The 16,316-nt window shown below is 56.0% G+C and carries 18 protein-coding genes; 5 read left to right on the top strand and 13 right to left on the bottom strand.

Annotated features, from left to right (window positions below):
• Position 1: 1 nt before the first annotated feature.
• From EPG66_RS18355 to rppH, 7 genes are all read right to left on the bottom strand, one after another.
• Entirely contained in the window at positions 2-406 is a 405-nt protein-coding gene (locus tag EPG66_RS18355) for a DUF2509 family protein (protein ID WP_033758709.1), read from the bottom strand.
• Positions 403-930, bottom strand: a complete 528-nt coding sequence (locus EPG66_RS18350) for a prepilin peptidase-dependent protein (RefSeq protein ID WP_143991094.1) — start codon at positions 928-930, stop codon at positions 403-405. Before EPG66_RS18350 ends, EPG66_RS18355 begins: the two co-directional genes overlap by 4 nt.
• Positions 927-1,397 (bottom strand): prepilin-type N-terminal cleavage/methylation domain-containing protein, encoded by a 471-nt coding sequence (locus tag EPG66_RS18345; RefSeq protein WP_031593708.1) that lies wholly within the window; start codon positions 1,395-1,397, stop codon positions 927-929. The genes EPG66_RS18350 and EPG66_RS18345 overlap by 4 nt, the downstream gene beginning before the upstream one ends.
• Positions 1,398-1,583: 186 nt before the next feature.
• Positions 1,584-2,378 carry a thymidylate synthase gene (gene thyA / locus EPG66_RS18340; protein ID WP_010248642.1) on the bottom strand — a complete coding sequence of 265 codons (795 nt, stop codon included), beginning with the start codon at positions 2,376-2,378 and terminating at the stop codon, positions 1,584-1,586.
• Complete coding sequence (gene lgt, locus EPG66_RS18335) at positions 2,375-3,256, bottom strand: prolipoprotein diacylglyceryl transferase (RefSeq protein ID WP_010671040.1); 882 nt, start codon at positions 3,254-3,256, stop codon at positions 2,375-2,377. Before lgt ends, thyA begins: the two co-directional genes overlap by 4 nt.
• A gap of 326 nt (positions 3,257-3,582) precedes the next feature.
• Entirely contained in the window at positions 3,583-5,829 is a 2,247-nt protein-coding gene (ptsP, locus tag EPG66_RS18330) for a phosphoenolpyruvate--protein phosphotransferase (protein ID WP_010248647.1), read from the bottom strand.
• A 12-nt stretch (positions 5,830-5,841) separates the two neighbouring features.
• Positions 5,842-6,369, bottom strand: coding sequence for an RNA pyrophosphohydrolase (gene rppH, locus EPG66_RS18325; protein ID WP_009087042.1), 528 nt, complete (start codon positions 6,367-6,369; stop codon positions 5,842-5,844).
• 684 nt (positions 6,370-7,053) lie between these two features.
• On the opposite strand from rppH, the gene mutH reads away from it, so the two are divergent.
• The 4 genes from mutH to EPG66_RS18305 all read left to right on the top strand — a co-directional run bounded on the left by mutH (position 7,054) and on the right by EPG66_RS18305 (position 10,059).
• Positions 7,054-7,731, top strand: a complete 678-nt coding sequence (gene mutH / locus EPG66_RS18320) for a DNA mismatch repair endonuclease MutH (RefSeq protein WP_010248652.1) — start codon at positions 7,054-7,056, stop codon at positions 7,729-7,731.
• A gap of 99 nt (positions 7,732-7,830) precedes the next feature.
• The gene (locus EPG66_RS18315) at positions 7,831-8,541 is read left to right on the top strand and encodes a TerC family protein (RefSeq protein WP_010248654.1); all 711 of its coding nucleotides are present in this window, start codon (positions 7,831-7,833) and stop codon (positions 8,539-8,541) included.
• A 118-nt stretch (positions 8,542-8,659) separates the two neighbouring features.
• The gene (locus tag EPG66_RS18310; RefSeq protein WP_069025335.1) at positions 8,660-8,878 is read left to right on the top strand and encodes a YgdI/YgdR family lipoprotein; all 219 of its coding nucleotides are present in this window, start codon (positions 8,660-8,662) and stop codon (positions 8,876-8,878) included.
• 140 nt (positions 8,879-9,018) lie between these two features.
• Positions 9,019-10,059: an NADP(H)-dependent aldo-keto reductase gene (locus EPG66_RS18305; RefSeq protein WP_010248659.1), complete on the top strand. Its 1,041-nt coding sequence runs from the start codon at positions 9,019-9,021 to the stop codon at positions 10,057-10,059.
• Positions 10,060-10,099: 40 nt separating this feature from the next.
• On the opposite strand, the gene EPG66_RS18300 is transcribed toward EPG66_RS18305, so the two are convergent.
• The 5 genes from EPG66_RS18300 to EPG66_RS18280 all read right to left on the bottom strand — a co-directional run bounded on the left by EPG66_RS18300 (position 10,100) and on the right by EPG66_RS18280 (position 14,525).
• Positions 10,100-10,552, bottom strand: a complete 453-nt coding sequence (locus EPG66_RS18300; protein WP_039389297.1) for a GNAT family N-acetyltransferase — start codon at positions 10,550-10,552, stop codon at positions 10,100-10,102.
• Entirely contained in the window at positions 10,549-11,322 is a 774-nt protein-coding gene (locus EPG66_RS18295; protein ID WP_031593704.1) for an FCD domain-containing protein, read from the bottom strand. Before EPG66_RS18295 ends, EPG66_RS18300 begins: the two co-directional genes overlap by 4 nt.
• A gap of 96 nt (positions 11,323-11,418) precedes the next feature.
• Positions 11,419-11,736 (bottom strand): PTS sugar transporter subunit IIB, encoded by a 318-nt coding sequence (locus tag EPG66_RS18290; protein WP_010248665.1) that lies wholly within the window; start codon positions 11,734-11,736, stop codon positions 11,419-11,421.
• A gap of 15 nt (positions 11,737-11,751) precedes the next feature.
• A complete protein-coding gene (locus tag EPG66_RS18285) occupies positions 11,752-13,179 on the bottom strand; it encodes a glycoside hydrolase family 1 protein (RefSeq protein WP_031593703.1) in 1,428 nt (475 codons plus the stop codon).
• Positions 13,176-14,525, bottom strand: a complete 1,350-nt coding sequence (locus EPG66_RS18280) for a PTS sugar transporter subunit IIC (protein WP_039389290.1) — start codon at positions 14,523-14,525, stop codon at positions 13,176-13,178. The genes EPG66_RS18285 and EPG66_RS18280 overlap by 4 nt, the downstream gene beginning before the upstream one ends.
• Positions 14,526-14,703: 178 nt before the next feature.
• Between EPG66_RS18280 and EPG66_RS18275 the strand changes: the two genes are divergently transcribed.
• Positions 14,704-15,012: a PTS lactose/cellobiose transporter subunit IIA gene (locus EPG66_RS18275; protein ID WP_031592523.1), complete on the top strand. Its 309-nt coding sequence runs from the start codon at positions 14,704-14,706 to the stop codon at positions 15,010-15,012.
• A gap of 32 nt (positions 15,013-15,044) precedes the next feature.
• On the opposite strand, the gene lysA is transcribed toward EPG66_RS18275, so the two are convergent.
• A complete protein-coding gene (gene lysA / locus EPG66_RS18270; RefSeq protein ID WP_069025337.1) occupies positions 15,045-16,301 on the bottom strand; it encodes a diaminopimelate decarboxylase in 1,257 nt (418 codons plus the stop codon).
• Positions 16,302-16,316: the final 15 nt, after the last annotated feature.

Genomic DNA, 16,316 nt, shown 5'->3' with positions numbered 1-16,316 from the left:
CTTACTGGCAGGTGGCCGGGGGCGTGAGCGGGCAGTAATCGATCCAGCCGTGCGGCAACGCGGTAATCTGATTGCCCCGTAACCGCACCCACTGCCAGACCGCCATACCACTGCCGCTGGCCTCCCCTTTAAGCAGACCTTCATCCTTTTCACCTCGTTGTAAACAGCTGCGCCAGCCCTGGCGATCATCCTGCTGACAGCTGGCCGCCTCACTGGCTGACCAGCTCAGGGAGAAGCCCCATTGCAGCGCAGACTGCGCCCGCCAGAAATCCTGAATAAACTGCTGCTCATCCGCCAGCAGTCGCATTCCCTGCTCAGACATCTTACGGCTGGCATGCAGCGTAAAGCTGCCGATGACCATAATCATCAACACCATGCCCAGGGCGCTGCTGCCTCGCTGCTTCACAGGTTATCTGCCTCAACCCAGCTCTCCACCGTTTCAAGCCAGCGTCCGGCCCGTCCCTGCAGCACAAACCTGACCTGCGCGCCCTGCTGGCTGACGCTGAACTTCTCCAGCGTCATAAATGCGGGATCGGAGAGCCGCTCCCAGCCCGCTGACTGACACTGGTCAACACCTCGCTGCATCTCAAGCTGCTGTTGTCGCAGGCGATAACCGTAATAGTCACTCTCTGCATGGCTCACCCCTTCCCATTTTCCGTTGCTGTTCTCATCCCAGCGCAGCAGCAGGCAATTCTCTCTGATTTGCAGCGCCCCACTGCCACACTCACCGTGACAATAACCGGCACGCCGCACCGCTTTTTCCAGCGTCGCCATCATCTGCTGTAACTCCTGACGCAGCTGCGCCCGCTGCAGCACGCCGGCGTTCTCTGCCAGCAGCAGCGGCAGAAAACGGCCAGCACTTAACATCACGACGGCGCTGATTGCCAGGGCGATCAGCATCTCCAGCAGGCTGAATCCGGCCATTTTCAACGGCACGTCTCCTCATCCGTCATGCAGAGGCGAATACGGGCTCTTGCCGAGATAATCAGCCGCATTCGTCCGGTGCTGTTACCCAACTCAATGCTGCCCGCCCGGGCCACATTACGTCGGCCATAGAAGCCCGGTTCACCCCGGATGTCATAGAGCGCAACGCCAGCGTGCGGCGCTACGAATTGCAGCCGTTTTCGGCTATCACAGCCTGCAACGGGGCGGCTTCCGGCACCGATGCACCAGGGATCGCCAGGCCGTGACCATAAAATCAGGTCGCTATTTTGCCGGTTGGCCTGGGCACGCAGCCGAAGCAGGAATCCCTGTAGTTGCTGAGCGCTGTCGCGCAGTTGCTGCCGCTGTTGCCAGCGCTGCCAGCCATGCAGCGCGGCAAGACTCAGCATGCCGGCAATCACCATCACCAGCAGCAGTTCCGGCAGGGTGAAACCGCGTAAGTGTGCTGTTTTCATGGTGTCAGAGTGCGGGTGATGAACAGATGAAACAAGGCGCGGTTTGTCAGGCTGGAAAGCACGTCGCAGAGAAGCTTCCCCAACAGCATCAATTGGCAGAAGCGTGCGAGCGTTGCCGCAGATTTACCGGTTGGCGGGCAAAAAAAAGCCCCGGCGAAGTGCCAGGGCGTTATCTTTTATCGCGAATCAGATGGCGACAGGGGCTTTGATCGCGGGATGCGGATCGTAGCCTTCAATCTCAAAATCTTCGAACTGATAGTCAAACAGTGACGCCGGTTTGCGTTTGATAACAAGTGATGGCAGCGGACGCGGTTCACGGGTCAGCTGCAGGCGCGCCTGCTCCAGATGGTTACTGTAGAGGTGGGTATCACCGCCGGTCCAGACGAAGTCACCCACCTGCAGATCGCACTGCTGCGCCACCATATGTACCAGCAGCGCATAGCTGGCGATGTTAAACGGCAGGCCCAGGAAGATGTCGCACGAGCGCTGATAAAGCTGGCAGGAGAGTTTGCCATCCGCCACGTAGAACTGGAAGAACGCGTGGCAAGGGGCCAGCGCCATCTCGCTCAGCTCGCCGACGTTCCAGGCAGAAACGATAATCCGGCGTGAGTCGGGATCGCGCTTCAGCTGCTCCATCACCTGGCTTAGCTGGTCAATCTCCTGGCCGCTGGCCGTTCCCCAGCTGCGCCACTGTTTACCATAAACCGGGCCGAGATCGCCATTCTCATCCGCCCACTCATCCCAGATGGAGACGTTGTTTTCTTTGAGATAACCGATGTTGGTATCGCCTTTCAGAAACCACAGCAGCTCATGAATAATCGAGCGGATATGACATTTCTTGGTGGTGACCAGCGGAAAACCATCCTGCAGATTGAAACGCATCTGGTGACCAAAAATTGAAAGCGTACCGGTGCCGGTACGGTCAGCTTTTGGCGTGCCTTCGTGCAGCACATGTTGCATTAAATCCAGATACTGTTTCATTTTTCCTCGCGAAATTGTGGCTGCGGGCGACGACGATACGCCCAGATCATCATTATAATACCGGCAATAATCATTGGCACAGAGAGGATCTGTCCCATACTGATTCCGCCTTCAAACAGGCCAAGCTGGGCATCCGGCTGGCGGAAGAACTCAACGATAATACGGAAGGCGCCATAGCCAATCAGGAACAGGCCTGAGACGCTGCCCATCGGGCGTGGCTTACGAATAAACAGATTCAGGATGATAAACAGTACTATCCCTTCCAGCGCCAGTTCATAGAGCTGCGAAGCATGACGCGGCAGCACGCCGTAGGTGTTGAGCAGCGCCTGGTATTGCGGATTGGTGGCAGCCAGCGCGACATCTTCGCTGCGGGAGCCAGGGAACAGCATGGCATAGCGGAAGCCCGGATCGACACGGCCCCAGAGCTCACCGTTAATGAAGTTGCCGAGACGACCGGCACCCAGACCGAACGGGATCAGCGGCGCAATGAAATCAGCCACCTGGAAGAAATTACGTCGGGTGCGGCGGGCAAAGACCAGCATGACGACAATCACCCCGATGAGGCCACCGTGGAACGACATGCCGCCATCCCAGACTTTGAACAGATAGAGTGGATTTTCCAGGAACAGCGGTAAGTTGTAGAACAGCACATAGCCGATGCGTCCACCCAGGAAGACCCCCAGGAAACCGGCATAAAGCAGGTTCTCCACTTCCTCTTTTTTCCAGCCGCTGCCCGGCTGATTGGCGCGGCGGACAGCCAGCCACATGGCGAAAACAAAGCCTACCAGATACATCAGACCGTACCAGTGAAGCGAAACCGGTCCAATCGAGAAGATCACCGGATCGAACTGCGGAAATGCAATATAGCCGTTATTCATCATTCACCGTCTATTTTTCAACCCTGAAAAGGGGCGTTGTCAGGCACATAAATTAAGGCTGCGCATCATAGCACAGCCGGTTTTGTGAATTGTCCCGCAAATGTAAACGCGGATAACGCCCAGAGTCTGACCCGTCAGGCGTACATTGTTGCAACCAGTCTGGTCACGGACAGCGCGCAACAACCGGAGCGTACACGTAGTACGTGAGGATTACTCGCTGTGCTCGCCCCTTCAGGGCCGCCCTGACGGGCGTTCAGGTTGCTAAAGCAGCCTGTGTGAGCACTGCCCGGGGCCAGAATGGCAAATAAAATAGCCTGAAGTGGCGCTTAGCGACCGCCGCGGATTAATCCACCCAGCCCGCGACGCTCCATAAAGGTCGAGACCAGATGACGAACCTCGGTGGCGGTATGAGCATTCATCCCCTGCTCACTGAGCTGCTGCGCCTCTTCGTGATCCAGATGGCGCAGCAGGTATTTCACCCGCGGTACGTTTTTGCCGTTCATGCTGAGATGGTGATATCCCAGCCCGACCAACAGCGCCACGCACATTGGATCGCCAGCCATTTCACCACACAGGCACAGTTCCAGATTGGCCAGACGGGCTTCCTGCGCAATCGTATTCAGTGCGCGCAGCATCGCCGGATGCAGCGAGTCGTAGAGATTGGCCACGCGGGTGTTGTTGCGATCCACCGCCAGCAGATACTGGGTCAGATCGTTGGTGCCAACCGAGACAAAATCGACCCGTGACGCCAGATGCGGGATCATAAATAGCATCGACGGCACTTCAATCATGATGCCGATGCGCGGCGCGGGGATCGTATAGCCCAGCATCTCTTCGACTTCGCGTCCTGCGCGATCGATCAGCTTTTTCGCTTCGTCGATCTCGTCGATATGGCTGATCATCGGCAGCAGAATACTGAGGTTGCCGGATGCGGCGTTAGCACGCAGCATCGCGCGCACCTGCACCAGGAAAATTTCCGGCTGGTCAAGCGTCAGGCGGATGCCGCGCCAGCCCAGACAGGGATTCTCTTCACTGATCGGCATGTAGGGTAGCTGTTTATCTGCCCCCACATCCAGGGTCCGCAGCGTCACAGGCTTGTTGTGAAACAGCTGTAACATGCCCTGATACTGTGCCACCTGCTCCTCTTCCGACGGGAAGCCGTTCTGCAGCATAAACGGAATTTCGGTGCGGTAGAGTCCGATGCCATCCACCCAGTTGCCCAGCGTCTGCTCATGCTCCGGGCTTAATCCGGCATTCAGCATCACCTGCACGCGCTCGCCGCTTTTCAGCTCACCGGGCTGATCGACCACGCCTTCCGCCATTTTGCTCAGCGCATTCTCTTCGCTGATCAAACGCTGGTACTCCTGCACCAGCACCGGCTCGGGATCGATCAACAGCTCACCGCGATAACCGTCGACGATCAGCAAACGTTTGTTGAGCTGATGGGGCTGGATATCAGCGCCCATGACGGTCGGGATCCCCATCGCGCGGGTCAGAATCGCCGCATGGGAGTTGGCTGCGCCGTCACGCACCACCACGCCCGCCAGCCGCTCATGCGGCAGCTCAGCTAAGGTGGTGGCAGTCAGCTCATCGGCCACCAGCACAAAGCGTTCCGGCCAGGCATTGGTGCCGACCAGCGTATCGTCAAGGTGAAACAGCAGGCGCTGACCCAGCACCCGCAGATCGCCTGCACGTTCACGCAGGTAGGTGTCCGTCAGGCTGGCAAACTGTTCAGCAAACTTCTCGATCACCTGTTTCACTGCCCATTCGGCGACCGATCCGCGTTCGATCTCATCGAACAGATCTTTTTTCAGGCGGGCATCGGTTAACAGGTGAGAGTAAAGGTCGAAAATGGCCGCACTCTCTTTCTGAGCGCTGGCGCTGAAGCGTTTACTGAAGCGACGAAATTCACTGGTGGCTTCGCTCATGGCGAGCGACAGACGCTCACGTTCGCGATGAACATCCAGCGTTGAGGCAGCCGAAACCTGATCGAGCAGTGGCTGCGTCTCATCTACCCAGCCCGGTGCCACCGCCACGCCAGGCGCAGCTGCAATCGCGCGCACCCGCGTCTGCCGGAACTGACCAAACAGCTGGGCCATCTGCGACTGCGACAGCAATGCCGCCATCTGGGTGGCAAGGGTGACCAGAAACGACTCTTCGCTTTCATCAAACTGACGGTGCTCGCGCTGCTGTACTACCAGCACGCCAAGTAACTGGCGACGGCTGATAATCGGCACGCCGAGGAAGGAGCGGTAGCGCTCCTCTTTCACTGCGGGGATATATTTAAAGCTGGGATGACTCTGGGCGTCAGCAAGGTTAATCGGTTCGGCCAGACGGCCCACTAAACCGACGATCCCCTCGTCAAACGCCAGGGTCACGGTGCGGCCACGCGGTTTTTTAAGCCCGCGCGTCGCCATCAGGTAGTAGCAGTGACGATCGTGGTCGGCGAGGTAAACGGAACAGACTTCCGTATCCATCGCCAGACAGATCTCATTAACCAGGATGTCGAGTGCTTCATTGAGACGCGGCGCACTCGCCACTTTTTCTACAATTTCGCGCAACTGAGTGAGCATAAAGGGCGTGGCCTATCCTCTCTTACGTCGATGGGCAGGATTATTTCGCTGCCCCGCACTCTCCTGCATGGACATCACCACGCCAGCGAATTCCTTCATCACCCGACGATAAACGTCGCGCTTAAAGGAGACAACCTGACGCACCGGATACCAGAAACTGACCCAGCGCCAGCCATCGAACTCGGGCGTGCTGCTGTGCTGCACATTGATATCCGCGTCATTACACATTAACTGCAGAAGAAACCACTTTTGTTTCTGGCCGATACATACCGGCTTTGTGTCCCAACGCACCAAACGTTTTGGCAACTTGTAGCGTAACCAGTTACGTGTAGAGGCAAGTATTCGAACATCTTTCCGGTGTAATCCCACCTCTTCGAACAGTTCGCGATACATCGCCTGTTCTGCGGTTTCACCGGGATTGATGCCTCCCTGAGGAAATTGCCAGGAGTGCTGTCCAAAGCGCCTGGCCCATAACACTTGTCCCTGCCGGTTACAGATTACGATACCAACATTCGGGCGGTAGCCATCATCATCGATCACCGGACTACCTCAAAGCAAAATTTGAATGAGCTGATTGTTTCACACTCCTTACAGGCGGTAAACCACTGGATTCACGGGGGGTTAAGCCATCAGCGTCGGGATAACTCACAGAAAATGGCAAAGTTATAAACAATGACCGTGAAAAAGATCGATCTTATTCACCTTTTCTGTGGATAGCTTTGTGCAGAACGCGGGAGTTATCTGAATAACCTTTTCCATGCGCACTGGAGAGCCGAAAAAAGATAACAACACATCCATCTGATTTTTAATGATATTAAATCAAAAATCTTATCGATAAATCTTTCATAAACAGTGAATATTTTCATGGCAACTGACAATTGCTTAAAATATAAGCACACTGCTTTTTATCCACAGATAATCGCTCAGGGTTAGGCCAGAGCGGCGAAATTATGGCCAGATCGTGAAAAGTCAAGGCTGTAAATGGAACCAGTACCGCACTCAGTCGGTGGTTATCCCATTTTTCTGTGGATAACCGGGCTGGAGATCCTGTTCATTGTTGCGGGTAAGCTGGGATAACCCTGAAGCACTTAGGGCGGCGAGCGTGCAATCCGCTAAAAAAAGCACGATCTATCATGTTATTATCGATCCCTGACGCGGATTATTTAAGTGAGAAACGTGACTCACCTGCTGTTGTACAAATTTTAATCATTGCGAGTGTTCACCATGAGTTACCAGCCAGGACCACCCGAAGATGAAGCCAGCCTGCTGGCACGCGCGCAGGATTTAGCCGGTTTGACCCTGGAAACCCTGGCCGCGCGCGCCGGTCTGCCCATGCCTGCGGATCTCAAACGCGACAAGGGCTGGGTCGGCATGCTGCTGGAGTGGCATCTTGGTGCCAGCGCAGGCAGCAAAGCGGAGCAGGACTTTGCCCATCTAGGTATCGAACTGAAAACTATCCCGATTGATGCGCAGGGTAAACCGCTGGAAACCACCTTTGTCTGCGTGGCACCTCTGACCGGCAACAGCGGCGTGACCTGGCTCACCAGCCATGTGCGCCACAAGCTGGCGCGGGTATTGTGGATCCCGGTTGAAGGCGGGCGTGAGATTCCGCTGCGGGAACGCCGTGTCGGCGCGCCGCTGTTATGGAGCCCCGATGCGGAAGAAGATGAGATGCTGCGGCAGGACTGGGAAGAGCTGATGGATATGATTGTGCTGGGTCGCGTAGAGCAGATTACCGCGCGACATGGTGCCTGGCTGCAAATCCGGCCCAAAGCCGCCAATAGCAAAGCGCTGACAGAAGGAATCGGCGATCAGGGCCAGCCAATCATGACGCTGCCGCGCGGTTTCTACCTGAAGAAAAGCTTCACCGGGCCCCTGCTGGCGCGTCATTTTCTCCTCTGAACGTCGCCACCCGCGTTGATGTGTCGCAATTTTGTGGGAGATCGGCGAATTGAATGCGTATAATCGCCGTTTACTTTTCGTTTAGGATTAAATGTCGGTATGTTTGAGTGGATTTCCGATCCCAACGCCTGGCTGGCGCTGGGCACCCTGACCATCCTTGAGGTGGTGCTGGGTATTGATAACATCATTTTCCTGTCGCTGGTGGTCGCTAAACTACCAAAACACCAGCAAGCCAGCGCGCGTCGCATTGGTCTGATGGGCGCGATGCTGATGCGTCTTGGCCTGCTGGCTTCTATCGCGTGGGTAGCCCGTCTGACTAATCCGCTCTTTACGCTGATGGATCATGCGTTCTCGGCGCGCGATCTGATTCTGCTGTTCGGCGGACTGTTCCTTCTGTGGAAATCGAGCATGGAGATCCATGAAACGATCGAAGGCAGCGAAGGCGAACACAACACCCGCGTCCATTCCTTCCTGGGTGCGATTGTGCAGATCATGATGCTCGACATTATTTTCAGCCTCGACTCAGTGATCACGGCGATCGGCCTCTCCGATCATCTGTTCATTATGATGGCGGCGGTGGTTATTGCCGTGCTGATGATGATGTTCGCTGCTCGCGCGATCGGTGAGTTTGTTGACCGCCATCCTTCAGTGAAAATGCTGGCTCTCTCTTTCCTGATTCTGGTCGGTTTCACCCTGATTCTGGAGAGTTTTGCGGTCCACGTACCGAAAGGTTACATTTATTTCGCTATGTTCTTCTCAATGGCGGTTGAGTGTCTTAACCTGATGCGCAGTAAGAAAAAGCACGCCTGATAAAGTCAAGGGCGAGCCTGCTCGCCCGGTTATTTTCAGATTTCTACGATTAACCCCGCCGGCAAAACCATTTATTACTACACTGTTTGCACTTGACCATTTGTGAGGATTAGGCGTGATGAAAGGGTTGACAGGAGTAGCACTGGTGATGGTAACCGCCGCATTCTTAAGTGGATGCAGTTCTGATTATGTCATGGCGACCAAAGATGGCCGGATGATCATGACCGAAGGCAAGCCGAGCATCGATAAAGAGACCGGTCTGGTGGAGTACACAGACCAGACAGGTCATATGGTGCAGATTAACAGCGATGAGGTTTCGACGATCATTGAACGTTAAGTGCCCGATTTAATCGCCTGCCACCGATTCCCGGCTGGCAGGTGATTTCCCCGACTTTTCCCCCTTCCTTCCCCGCCATTGCTCGCGCTATAGTCCCTGAGGACACAACATTCCATTCCATAAAGAAAAGGAAGCTGGCAATGCACTATCATCGTATTCCCCACAGCACGCTGGAAGTGAGTCAGCTGGGGTTGGGCACCATGACGTTTGGCGAACAGAACAGCGAAGCCGACGCCCATGCTCAACTGGATTTAGCTATCCGTTCCGGCATCAACTTTATTGATACTGCCGAGATGTATCCGGTGCCCCCGCGTCCGGAAACCCAGGGTCTGACCGAACAATATATTGGCAGCTGGCTTAAACAGCGCGGCAGCCGCGACAAAATCATTCTGGCCAGTAAAGTGGCCGGGCCTTCACGTGGCAATGATGCGTCGATTCGCCCGGATATGGCACTGGACCGTAAAAACATCCGCGCAGCACTCGATGCCAGCCTGAAACGCCTGAATACTGACTACCTTGACCTCTACCAGCTGCACTGGCCACAGCGTCAGACCAACTATTTTGGCAAGCTCGGCTATCAGTACAGCGAAACCACCGCTCAGGTGACGCTGCTGGAGACGCTGGAAGCGCTGACCGAACAGGTGCGCGCCGGTAAGATCCGCTATATCGGGGTGTCGAACGAAACCGCGTGGGGCGTGATGCGCTATCTGCAGCTGGCGGAGAAGCATGAACTGCCGCGCATTATCAGCATTCAGAATCCCTACAGCCTGCTGAACCGCAGCTTTGAAGTAGGTCTGGCCGAAATCAGCCAGCATGAAGGCGTAGAGCTGCTGGCGTATTCCAGCCTGGCGTTTGGTACGCTGAGCGGTAAATACCTGAATGGCGCACAGCCTGCGGGTGCACGCAACACGTTGTTCAGCCGCTTTACCCGCTACAGCGGCGAGCAGTCACAAAAGGCGATTGCCGAATATGTAGCACTGGCTCAGCAGCATCAGATCGACCCGTCGCAGATGGCTCTCGCCTATGTGCGTCAGCAGCCGTTTGTGGCCAGCACGCTGCTGGGCGCCACCACGCCTGAACAGTTGCAGATCAATATCGACAGCTTCAATCTGACCTTAAATGCAGAGATCCTGGAAGGCATTGAGGCGATCCACCGTCGTTATACCTATCCGGCTCCCTGAGCGTTCTGTTGCCAGCTGCCGCGATGGCGGCTGGCATCTCTTACAGGTCGCGATAATAGAGTTTTACCGGCTTAGCGGGATACTCCAGCGCTTCGCCCTGTGGCAGCCAGCCATAACGTTCGTAGTAGCCCCCAAACGTTGACCATAACCATAACCGTGGATAGCCCCGTGCCTGTGCATAGGCGATGACATGCTGCTGCAACGCCTCACTGACACCTTTGCCGCGCACCGACTCATCAACATAGAGCGCCGCCAGCCAGGGGAAAAGATCCTGACGGCTGATCAGGTCGCAGCGCCAGAATCCCACCGTGCCGACTGCCCTGTCCCCCTCCACGGCAACGAAAGTCACCGGAAAATCAGCACCGATAAGGCTGCTGTTCACCACACTGGCAAAGAACGCCCGGCTGGTGGCTTCACCAAATGCGCGCCACTGCCAGTCAATGATCTGATCGGCAAATTGGGGGGCATCGCTGAGCGATACAATCTCGATCACATCAGTTTCCCCTGAAAGATCGGGACTGAATCAAACAGGAAGCCATCAAAGTCAGGCGCATCGGCATCGGAAAGTTCCAGCAGCGTATTCTTGACGTTCTCAAGGTGCTGCCAGGTAGATTGCCAGGCCCCCATCACATCACGCCGACGCAGAGCGGCCAGGATTGTCTGGTGATCGCCAAGCCACTTCAGGCGATAGGCGCGGGTTTCAAACTGCGGGCGCAGCTGCTGCCAGAGCGGGCTGCTGTCATGATGTCGCCAGATACTGGTGACGGTATCGAGCAGCATCTGATTCTGACTGGCACCCGCCAGCAGCAGATGAAACAACTTGTCGTTGTCCTGACTGCTGTCGTTGGCGGCGATGGCACGCTGCTCCTGTTCCAGCGTTCGGCGCAGATTTTCGATGTCCGCTTTGGTCGCCATTTTTGCGGCAAAGGCTGCAATATTGCTCTCCAGCAACTGACGTGCCTGTAGCATTTCAAACGGGCCAACGTCGCTGCGGAAGAAGGCCTCTTCTTCATCATCACTGGCGGAAGGAATACGCATCACATAGACGCCGGAGCTCTGGCGGATATCCACCGTACCTTCCAGCTCCAGCATCAATAATGCCTCGCGCACGATGGTCCGGCTGACGCCCCAGGTTTCAGCCAGCTGACGTTCAGGCGGCAGGCGCGATCCCACCGGATAGTGCCCGTCACAGATCTGCTGACGCAGGTGCTGACCAATTTCCTGATACTGCTTTTTTTCTTGCGGCGCTTCGGCTTTGTCCACACTGTCACCCTTTGCAATCAATGCGCTAACGGCATTGCCGCGGTTCCCTGCGCGACAATGCCCGCGAACCGGAGAGGCTGGCTCGCAAACTGGGGCTCAGTGTATCAAAGCCAGCGCCTGATCGAGTACCTTTGCACCATTCAGCGTGCCGTAAGCAACCGTATCGATCACCGCGATGGGCAACTGATAGCTGTCGGTGAGTTTTCGGTTCTCCTCCAGTTTGAAGCGCACCTGTGGCCCGAGCAGCACGACCACCACCTCGTTGCCGTAGTTTTGCAGCTCTTCACGCAGGTTTTGCTCCGGAATGGCGTAGATCTGGAATGCCAGTCCGCGAGCGGCAGCCTCTTTTTCCATCCGCGTCACCACCATTGAGGTCGACATGCCCGCAGCACAGGCCAGAACAATTCTTTTCATGCTCGTTTCCTCGCGTTATTTCGGCTCATCATCAAGCCACAGGGTAAATTGCTGCGTGTCGCGCAGCGTACGGAACCAGTGGGCAGATTTCTTCATACGGCGCTGACGCTGCTTATCTAAGTCAATTTCGATAAGACCATAGCGATTTTTAAAGGCATTCATTGGCGAGACATTGTCGGTAAACGCCCACAGCATATAGCCCTGACAGTTAATCCCCGCCTGACTGGCACGTATCGCCTGATGCAGGTGCTCGCTGATAAACGCAATGCGGTAATCGTCCTGAATCTCCCCGTCGGCATTTTTGAACTGCGCTTCGTTCTCAATTCCCATACCGCTTTCAGCCACAAACCACGGGATATTGCCGTACTCATCGCGCATCCGCTGCGCCATATCCCAGATAATTTCAGGCTGAATTTCCCAGCCGCGCGAAGGGTTCATCCGTCGTCCCGGCAGTTCAAAGTGTTCGTAATACCAGGCGGGATGAAAGGGTGTCCCGGGATGCCAGGCGCGGGACGGTGCCTTCACGCGATGCGGATAGTAGAGATTAAGCCCGACCTCATCGACGGTATTGGCGGCAATAATCGCCAGCTCTTCCGGGGTGGTTTCCCACTCAATCTGATGCTTATCAAGCAGCGCCAGCAGCTCCGCCGGATACTCGCCTTTAATGGCGGGATCGAGAAACACCCGGTTGTAGAACAGGTCATAAATATGCGCCGCCCTCTGGTCGTGCGGGGCTGATGATCGCGGATAGGTGACTTCCGGATTGAGTATGGTACCAATGCGACCGGCATAGCCTGCCGCGCGGAACAGCTGCACTACCCGGGCGGTCGCGAGATTCTTGTGGTGGTTCCACTGCATCCATTTATGGGTGTTCTGCTCATAAGGCCAGCGCAGCGCGTCGAGATAGACGCGAGTCTGCACCACAATCGGCTCGTTAAACACAAACCAGCGCGTGACCCGACCGGCATAGCGTTTAAACACCTGTTCGACATAGCGGATAAAGAGTTCAACGACATGCTTTGACTGCCAGCCGCCATACTGCGCCAGCAGCGTGGCGGGCAGCTCGTAGTGCTCCAGACAGAGCATCAGTTCAATGCCCTGGCGCTGCATTTCATCAATCAGCCGATCATAGTAAGCAGCGTATTCCTCATCGACCGTGGCGGTTTCGTAATCGATCAGGAAACGCGACCAGTTGATTGAAGTGCGGTAGTGGGTCAGCCCGCTGGCCTTCATTAGCGCCACATCCTCACTAAACCTATTGATGAAGTCGGTGGCAACCGCCGGGCCGTAGCCGTTGTGCCAGACGTGACGATCCTGCTGATACCAGGCGTCAGGCCAGGAGTCCTGCCCCGCTTTTTTTCCGCTCCAGCCTTCCGTCTGCCAGGCGGAGGCAGCAGCCCCCAGAATGAAATTCTCAGGTATGTGGACAGTCTGACGACTCATAACACCTCCGTTCGGTTGGGGTTCAGCTCAGGTTGCAGGCTCTTTGCTTCCGCTGCATCCGCGCGGCGGGCTGCAACTTTCACAAATGGCAGATAGATGAGTACTGACACCAGAATGCAGACGATCTGCGTCACCACCGCACCCATAGATCCAGCGGTTGAAAGCCAGGCATTGATAATCGGAGGCGTGGTCCAGGGCACCATCACCACGGCTTTCCCGGCAAATCCCATCACCGTAGCGAAGTAGCCGATAGAACCTGTTACCAGCGGTGTGATGATGAAAGGGATAGCCAGGATCGGGTTAAGCATAATCGGCATACCAAATATAACCGGCTCGTTGATATTGAAAATGCCTGGCCCGAACGACAGTTTGGCGATTTCACGCATCTCTTTGCGCCGCGTCGCCAGCATCACGGCGGTGAGCAGTCCGATGGTCAGGCCGGAACCGCCGATGCTCATATAAACATCCCAGAACGGCATCGTGATGATGTTCGGTGCCTCTTTTCCCTGCTCAAAAGCGGTCATGTTGACCATAATCGCGCCCAGCAACAGCGGCTCACGGATCGGCTTCACCATCTGGTTGCCGTGAATACCAATTACCCAGAATAGCTGGGCAACGAACATCAGAATCAGAATGCCCCACAGGCTCTGCACCACCGACTCCAGCGGCTGCTGCACCACCTGGTATACCGCGTCGTAAAGGTACATGCCGGTGACGCGATGGAAGATAAAGCCAAAGGTCGCTATCAGCGTCACGGTGATGATTGAGGGGATGAGCGCGGAGAAAGAGGCGGCCACGTTGGGCGGCACGGTGTCGGGCATTTTGATTTTCAGCCGTTCAACCTGTTCGAGGCGGCAGTAGATCTCTACCGACAGAATGGCGATAAACATGCCGAGAAACAGGCTTTTGGTATCGGAGAATTGTTTGGCCAGCACGTCGGTGACCAGGTGCATCTGCCCATCGACCATCATCTGTAAGGTGGTCGGCGTCACGGATACAAAGCAGATGATCGCCAGCAGGCCGGGAAACAGCGTTTTTATACCGTTTATGCGCCCAAGCTCAATACCAATCAGAAACACCGCACCAATGTTAAGAAAGCTGAGCGTGGCGTAATTGATACTGCTGGTGATGGGCTTGAGGTCAGCTAAAAAAGCCAGGGCGGCAAAGCTGGCAAGCCCATTTTTGCTGTCCAGCACCATGTTAGAGATCAATACCGAGAAGGCGCCAACAATGATCACCGGCATCAGGGTAATGAACGAGGCTTTAATCGCCATGATGTAGCGATAACTGTTAAAGCGGGTGGCAAAGCTGCCTAGGGAATCGATAAGGCGGTCCTGTAGAGACATGATCAACCCTCAGAGATGTAAGATCGGTATTCCTGTAATCGTCGTGGTCTTCCCTGTTAGTGGCATACCAAAATGACGAATCCCCTCGTTTTTTTCTGTGACGAACCTCCCGGAAACGCTTATTGGCATTCCATTATGATTAAAACGGCCAATTTGGCATACCAATAGCGGAGGCGTTATGGATTACGAACAGACCATGATGGAATTGTTGATCAATGCAGGGGAAGCCCGTTCGTCGGCGATGATGGCGATTCAGTGTGCGCGCAAACGCGACTGGGCCGGGGCTGACGCGGCGCTGGCTGCTTCAGATACCGCGGCAAAAGCGGCACATAAAATTCAGACCGCGTTGATTGGTGCAGACGAGGGAAGCGGAAAATTGCCGGTCACGCTGATTCTGGTGCATGCGCAGGATCATCTGATGAATGCCATGCTGTGCCGCGAGCTGGCAGAGGAGCTGGTCATGCTGCGTAAAGAGATCTATGGCTGACAGGCGGCGCGCTGGCCGCCTGAGTGAGGTGATTAGCTGATTTCCAGTGCCAGTAACGACTCAATAGTCTGCGCGCGGCGGATCTCGCGCGGCTGGCCCTGCTCAAACAGGACTTCCGGGATCAGCGGACGGCTGTTGTAGTTAGAGGACATGGATGCGCCGTAAGCACCGGTGTCGTGAAACACCAGATAATCGCCAACCTTTGCCGCCGGAATCGCGCGCGGTTCGACCATGCCGCCCTCCAGCTGGGTAAAAACATCACCCGATTCACACAGTGGGCCAGCGACCACCGTGTCGATAGTCTGCTGCTCATCAATCGCCCGCTCATCGCCCGCCATCAGCGAGATATGGTGATAGCTGCCATACATTGCGGGGCGCATGAGGTCACTGAAACCGGCATCGACCAGCACGAAGTGACGGCTGCCCATCGCCTTAACCGCCCGTACCTGAGAGACCAGCACACCCGCCTCGGCCACCAGGAAACGGCCTGGTTCGATCTCCAGCTTTATCGCGTGACCCAGATGCTGGGCGATACGCTGCCGTGCTGCATCCCACAGGCCGAAATAGTGATCGGTATCGATCGCCTCTTCGCCATAGCGATAAGGCACAGAGAGGCCGCCGCCCGCAGAGATCGCGGTCAAATCCTGACCCGACGCCATCACCAGTTCAACCATCGCATCACAGACCTGCTGCAGATGCGCATAATCGACGCCAGAGCCGATATGCATATGAATGCCCACCAGCTGCAGGCCGTGCTGCTTAATCGCCGCCAGCGCCTCGGCTAAATCGGCGTGCCAGATACCGTGCTTGCTGTTTTCGCCACCGGTATTGGTTTTCTGACTGTGGCCGTGACCAAAACCAGGATTGACCCGCAGCCACACCGCATGTCCCGGTGAGACCGCGCCGAGCTGATGCAGCATATCGATCGATCCGGCATTAACCGGCACCTTTAACGCGGTCACCCGCTCCAGCGTCGGCTGATCGAACAGATCCGCGGTAAAGACGATCTCGTCACCGCCAGGCTGATAGCCCGCAGCCAGCGCACGTTCGATTTCACCCAGCGATACCGAGTCCACTTTCACACCCGCCGCGCGCATCAGGCGCAGGATATGCGTATTCGAGCAGGCCTTCTGCGCAAAGCGCACCACATCAAATGCCTGCAGCTGGGCAATACGCGCCTGAATAATCTGCGCATCATAAGCCCAGAATGGCCCGGCGTAGCGGCGTGCCAGCGGCAGCAGGTTAGCGGCGCTGAGTGCGGTTTCGGTACTCTGTAAGGAACGTGGCATGGCAATTCTCCTGTG

The sequence above is a fragment of the Pantoea pleuroti genome (assembly GCF_014156615.1).
Classification (GTDB): Bacteria; Pseudomonadota; Gammaproteobacteria; order Enterobacterales; family Enterobacteriaceae; genus Pantoea; species Pantoea agglomerans.
The sequence above is the reverse complement of the archived record's forward strand: the minus strand, read 5'-3'. Positions and strand labels throughout refer to the sequence as shown.

What these genes read in the sequence shown, in the direction of transcription:
- EPG66_RS18280 (WP_039389290.1), bottom strand. Translation starts at nt 14,525, where the DNA reads ATGTCTCTACAGGACCGCCTTATCGATTCCCTAGGCAGCTTTGCCACC.
- EPG66_RS18275 (WP_031592523.1), top strand. Translation starts at nt 14,704, where the DNA reads ATGGATTACGAACAGACCATGATGGAATTGTTGATCAATGCAGGGGAA.
- thyA (WP_010248642.1), bottom strand. Translation starts at nt 2,378, where the DNA reads ATGAAACAGTATCTGGATTTAATGCAACATGTGCTGCACGAAGGCACG.
- EPG66_RS18285 (WP_031593703.1), bottom strand. Translation starts at nt 13,179, where the DNA reads ATGAGTCGTCAGACTGTCCACATACCTGAGAATTTCATTCTGGGGGCT.
- ptsP (WP_010248647.1), bottom strand. Translation starts at nt 5,829, where the DNA reads ATGCTCACTCAGTTGCGCGAAATTGTAGAAAAAGTGGCGAGTGCGCCG.
- EPG66_RS18310 (WP_069025335.1), top strand. Translation starts at nt 8,660, where the DNA reads ATGAAAGGGTTGACAGGAGTAGCACTGGTGATGGTAACCGCCGCATTC.
- EPG66_RS18345 (WP_031593708.1), bottom strand. Translation starts at nt 1,397, where the DNA reads ATGAAAACAGCACACTTACGCGGTTTCACCCTGCCGGAACTGCTGCTG.
- mutH (WP_010248652.1), top strand. Translation starts at nt 7,054, where the DNA reads ATGAGTTACCAGCCAGGACCACCCGAAGATGAAGCCAGCCTGCTGGCA.
- EPG66_RS18290 (WP_010248665.1), bottom strand. Translation starts at nt 11,736, where the DNA reads ATGAAAAGAATTGTTCTGGCCTGTGCTGCGGGCATGTCGACCTCAATG.
- lysA (WP_069025337.1), bottom strand. Translation starts at nt 16,301, where the DNA reads ATGCCACGTTCCTTACAGAGTACCGAAACCGCACTCAGCGCCGCTAAC.
- EPG66_RS18305 (WP_010248659.1), top strand. Translation starts at nt 9,019, where the DNA reads ATGCACTATCATCGTATTCCCCACAGCACGCTGGAAGTGAGTCAGCTG.
- EPG66_RS18315 (WP_010248654.1), top strand. Translation starts at nt 7,831, where the DNA reads ATGTTTGAGTGGATTTCCGATCCCAACGCCTGGCTGGCGCTGGGCACC.
- lgt (WP_010671040.1), bottom strand. Translation starts at nt 3,256, where the DNA reads ATGAATAACGGCTATATTGCATTTCCGCAGTTCGATCCGGTGATCTTC.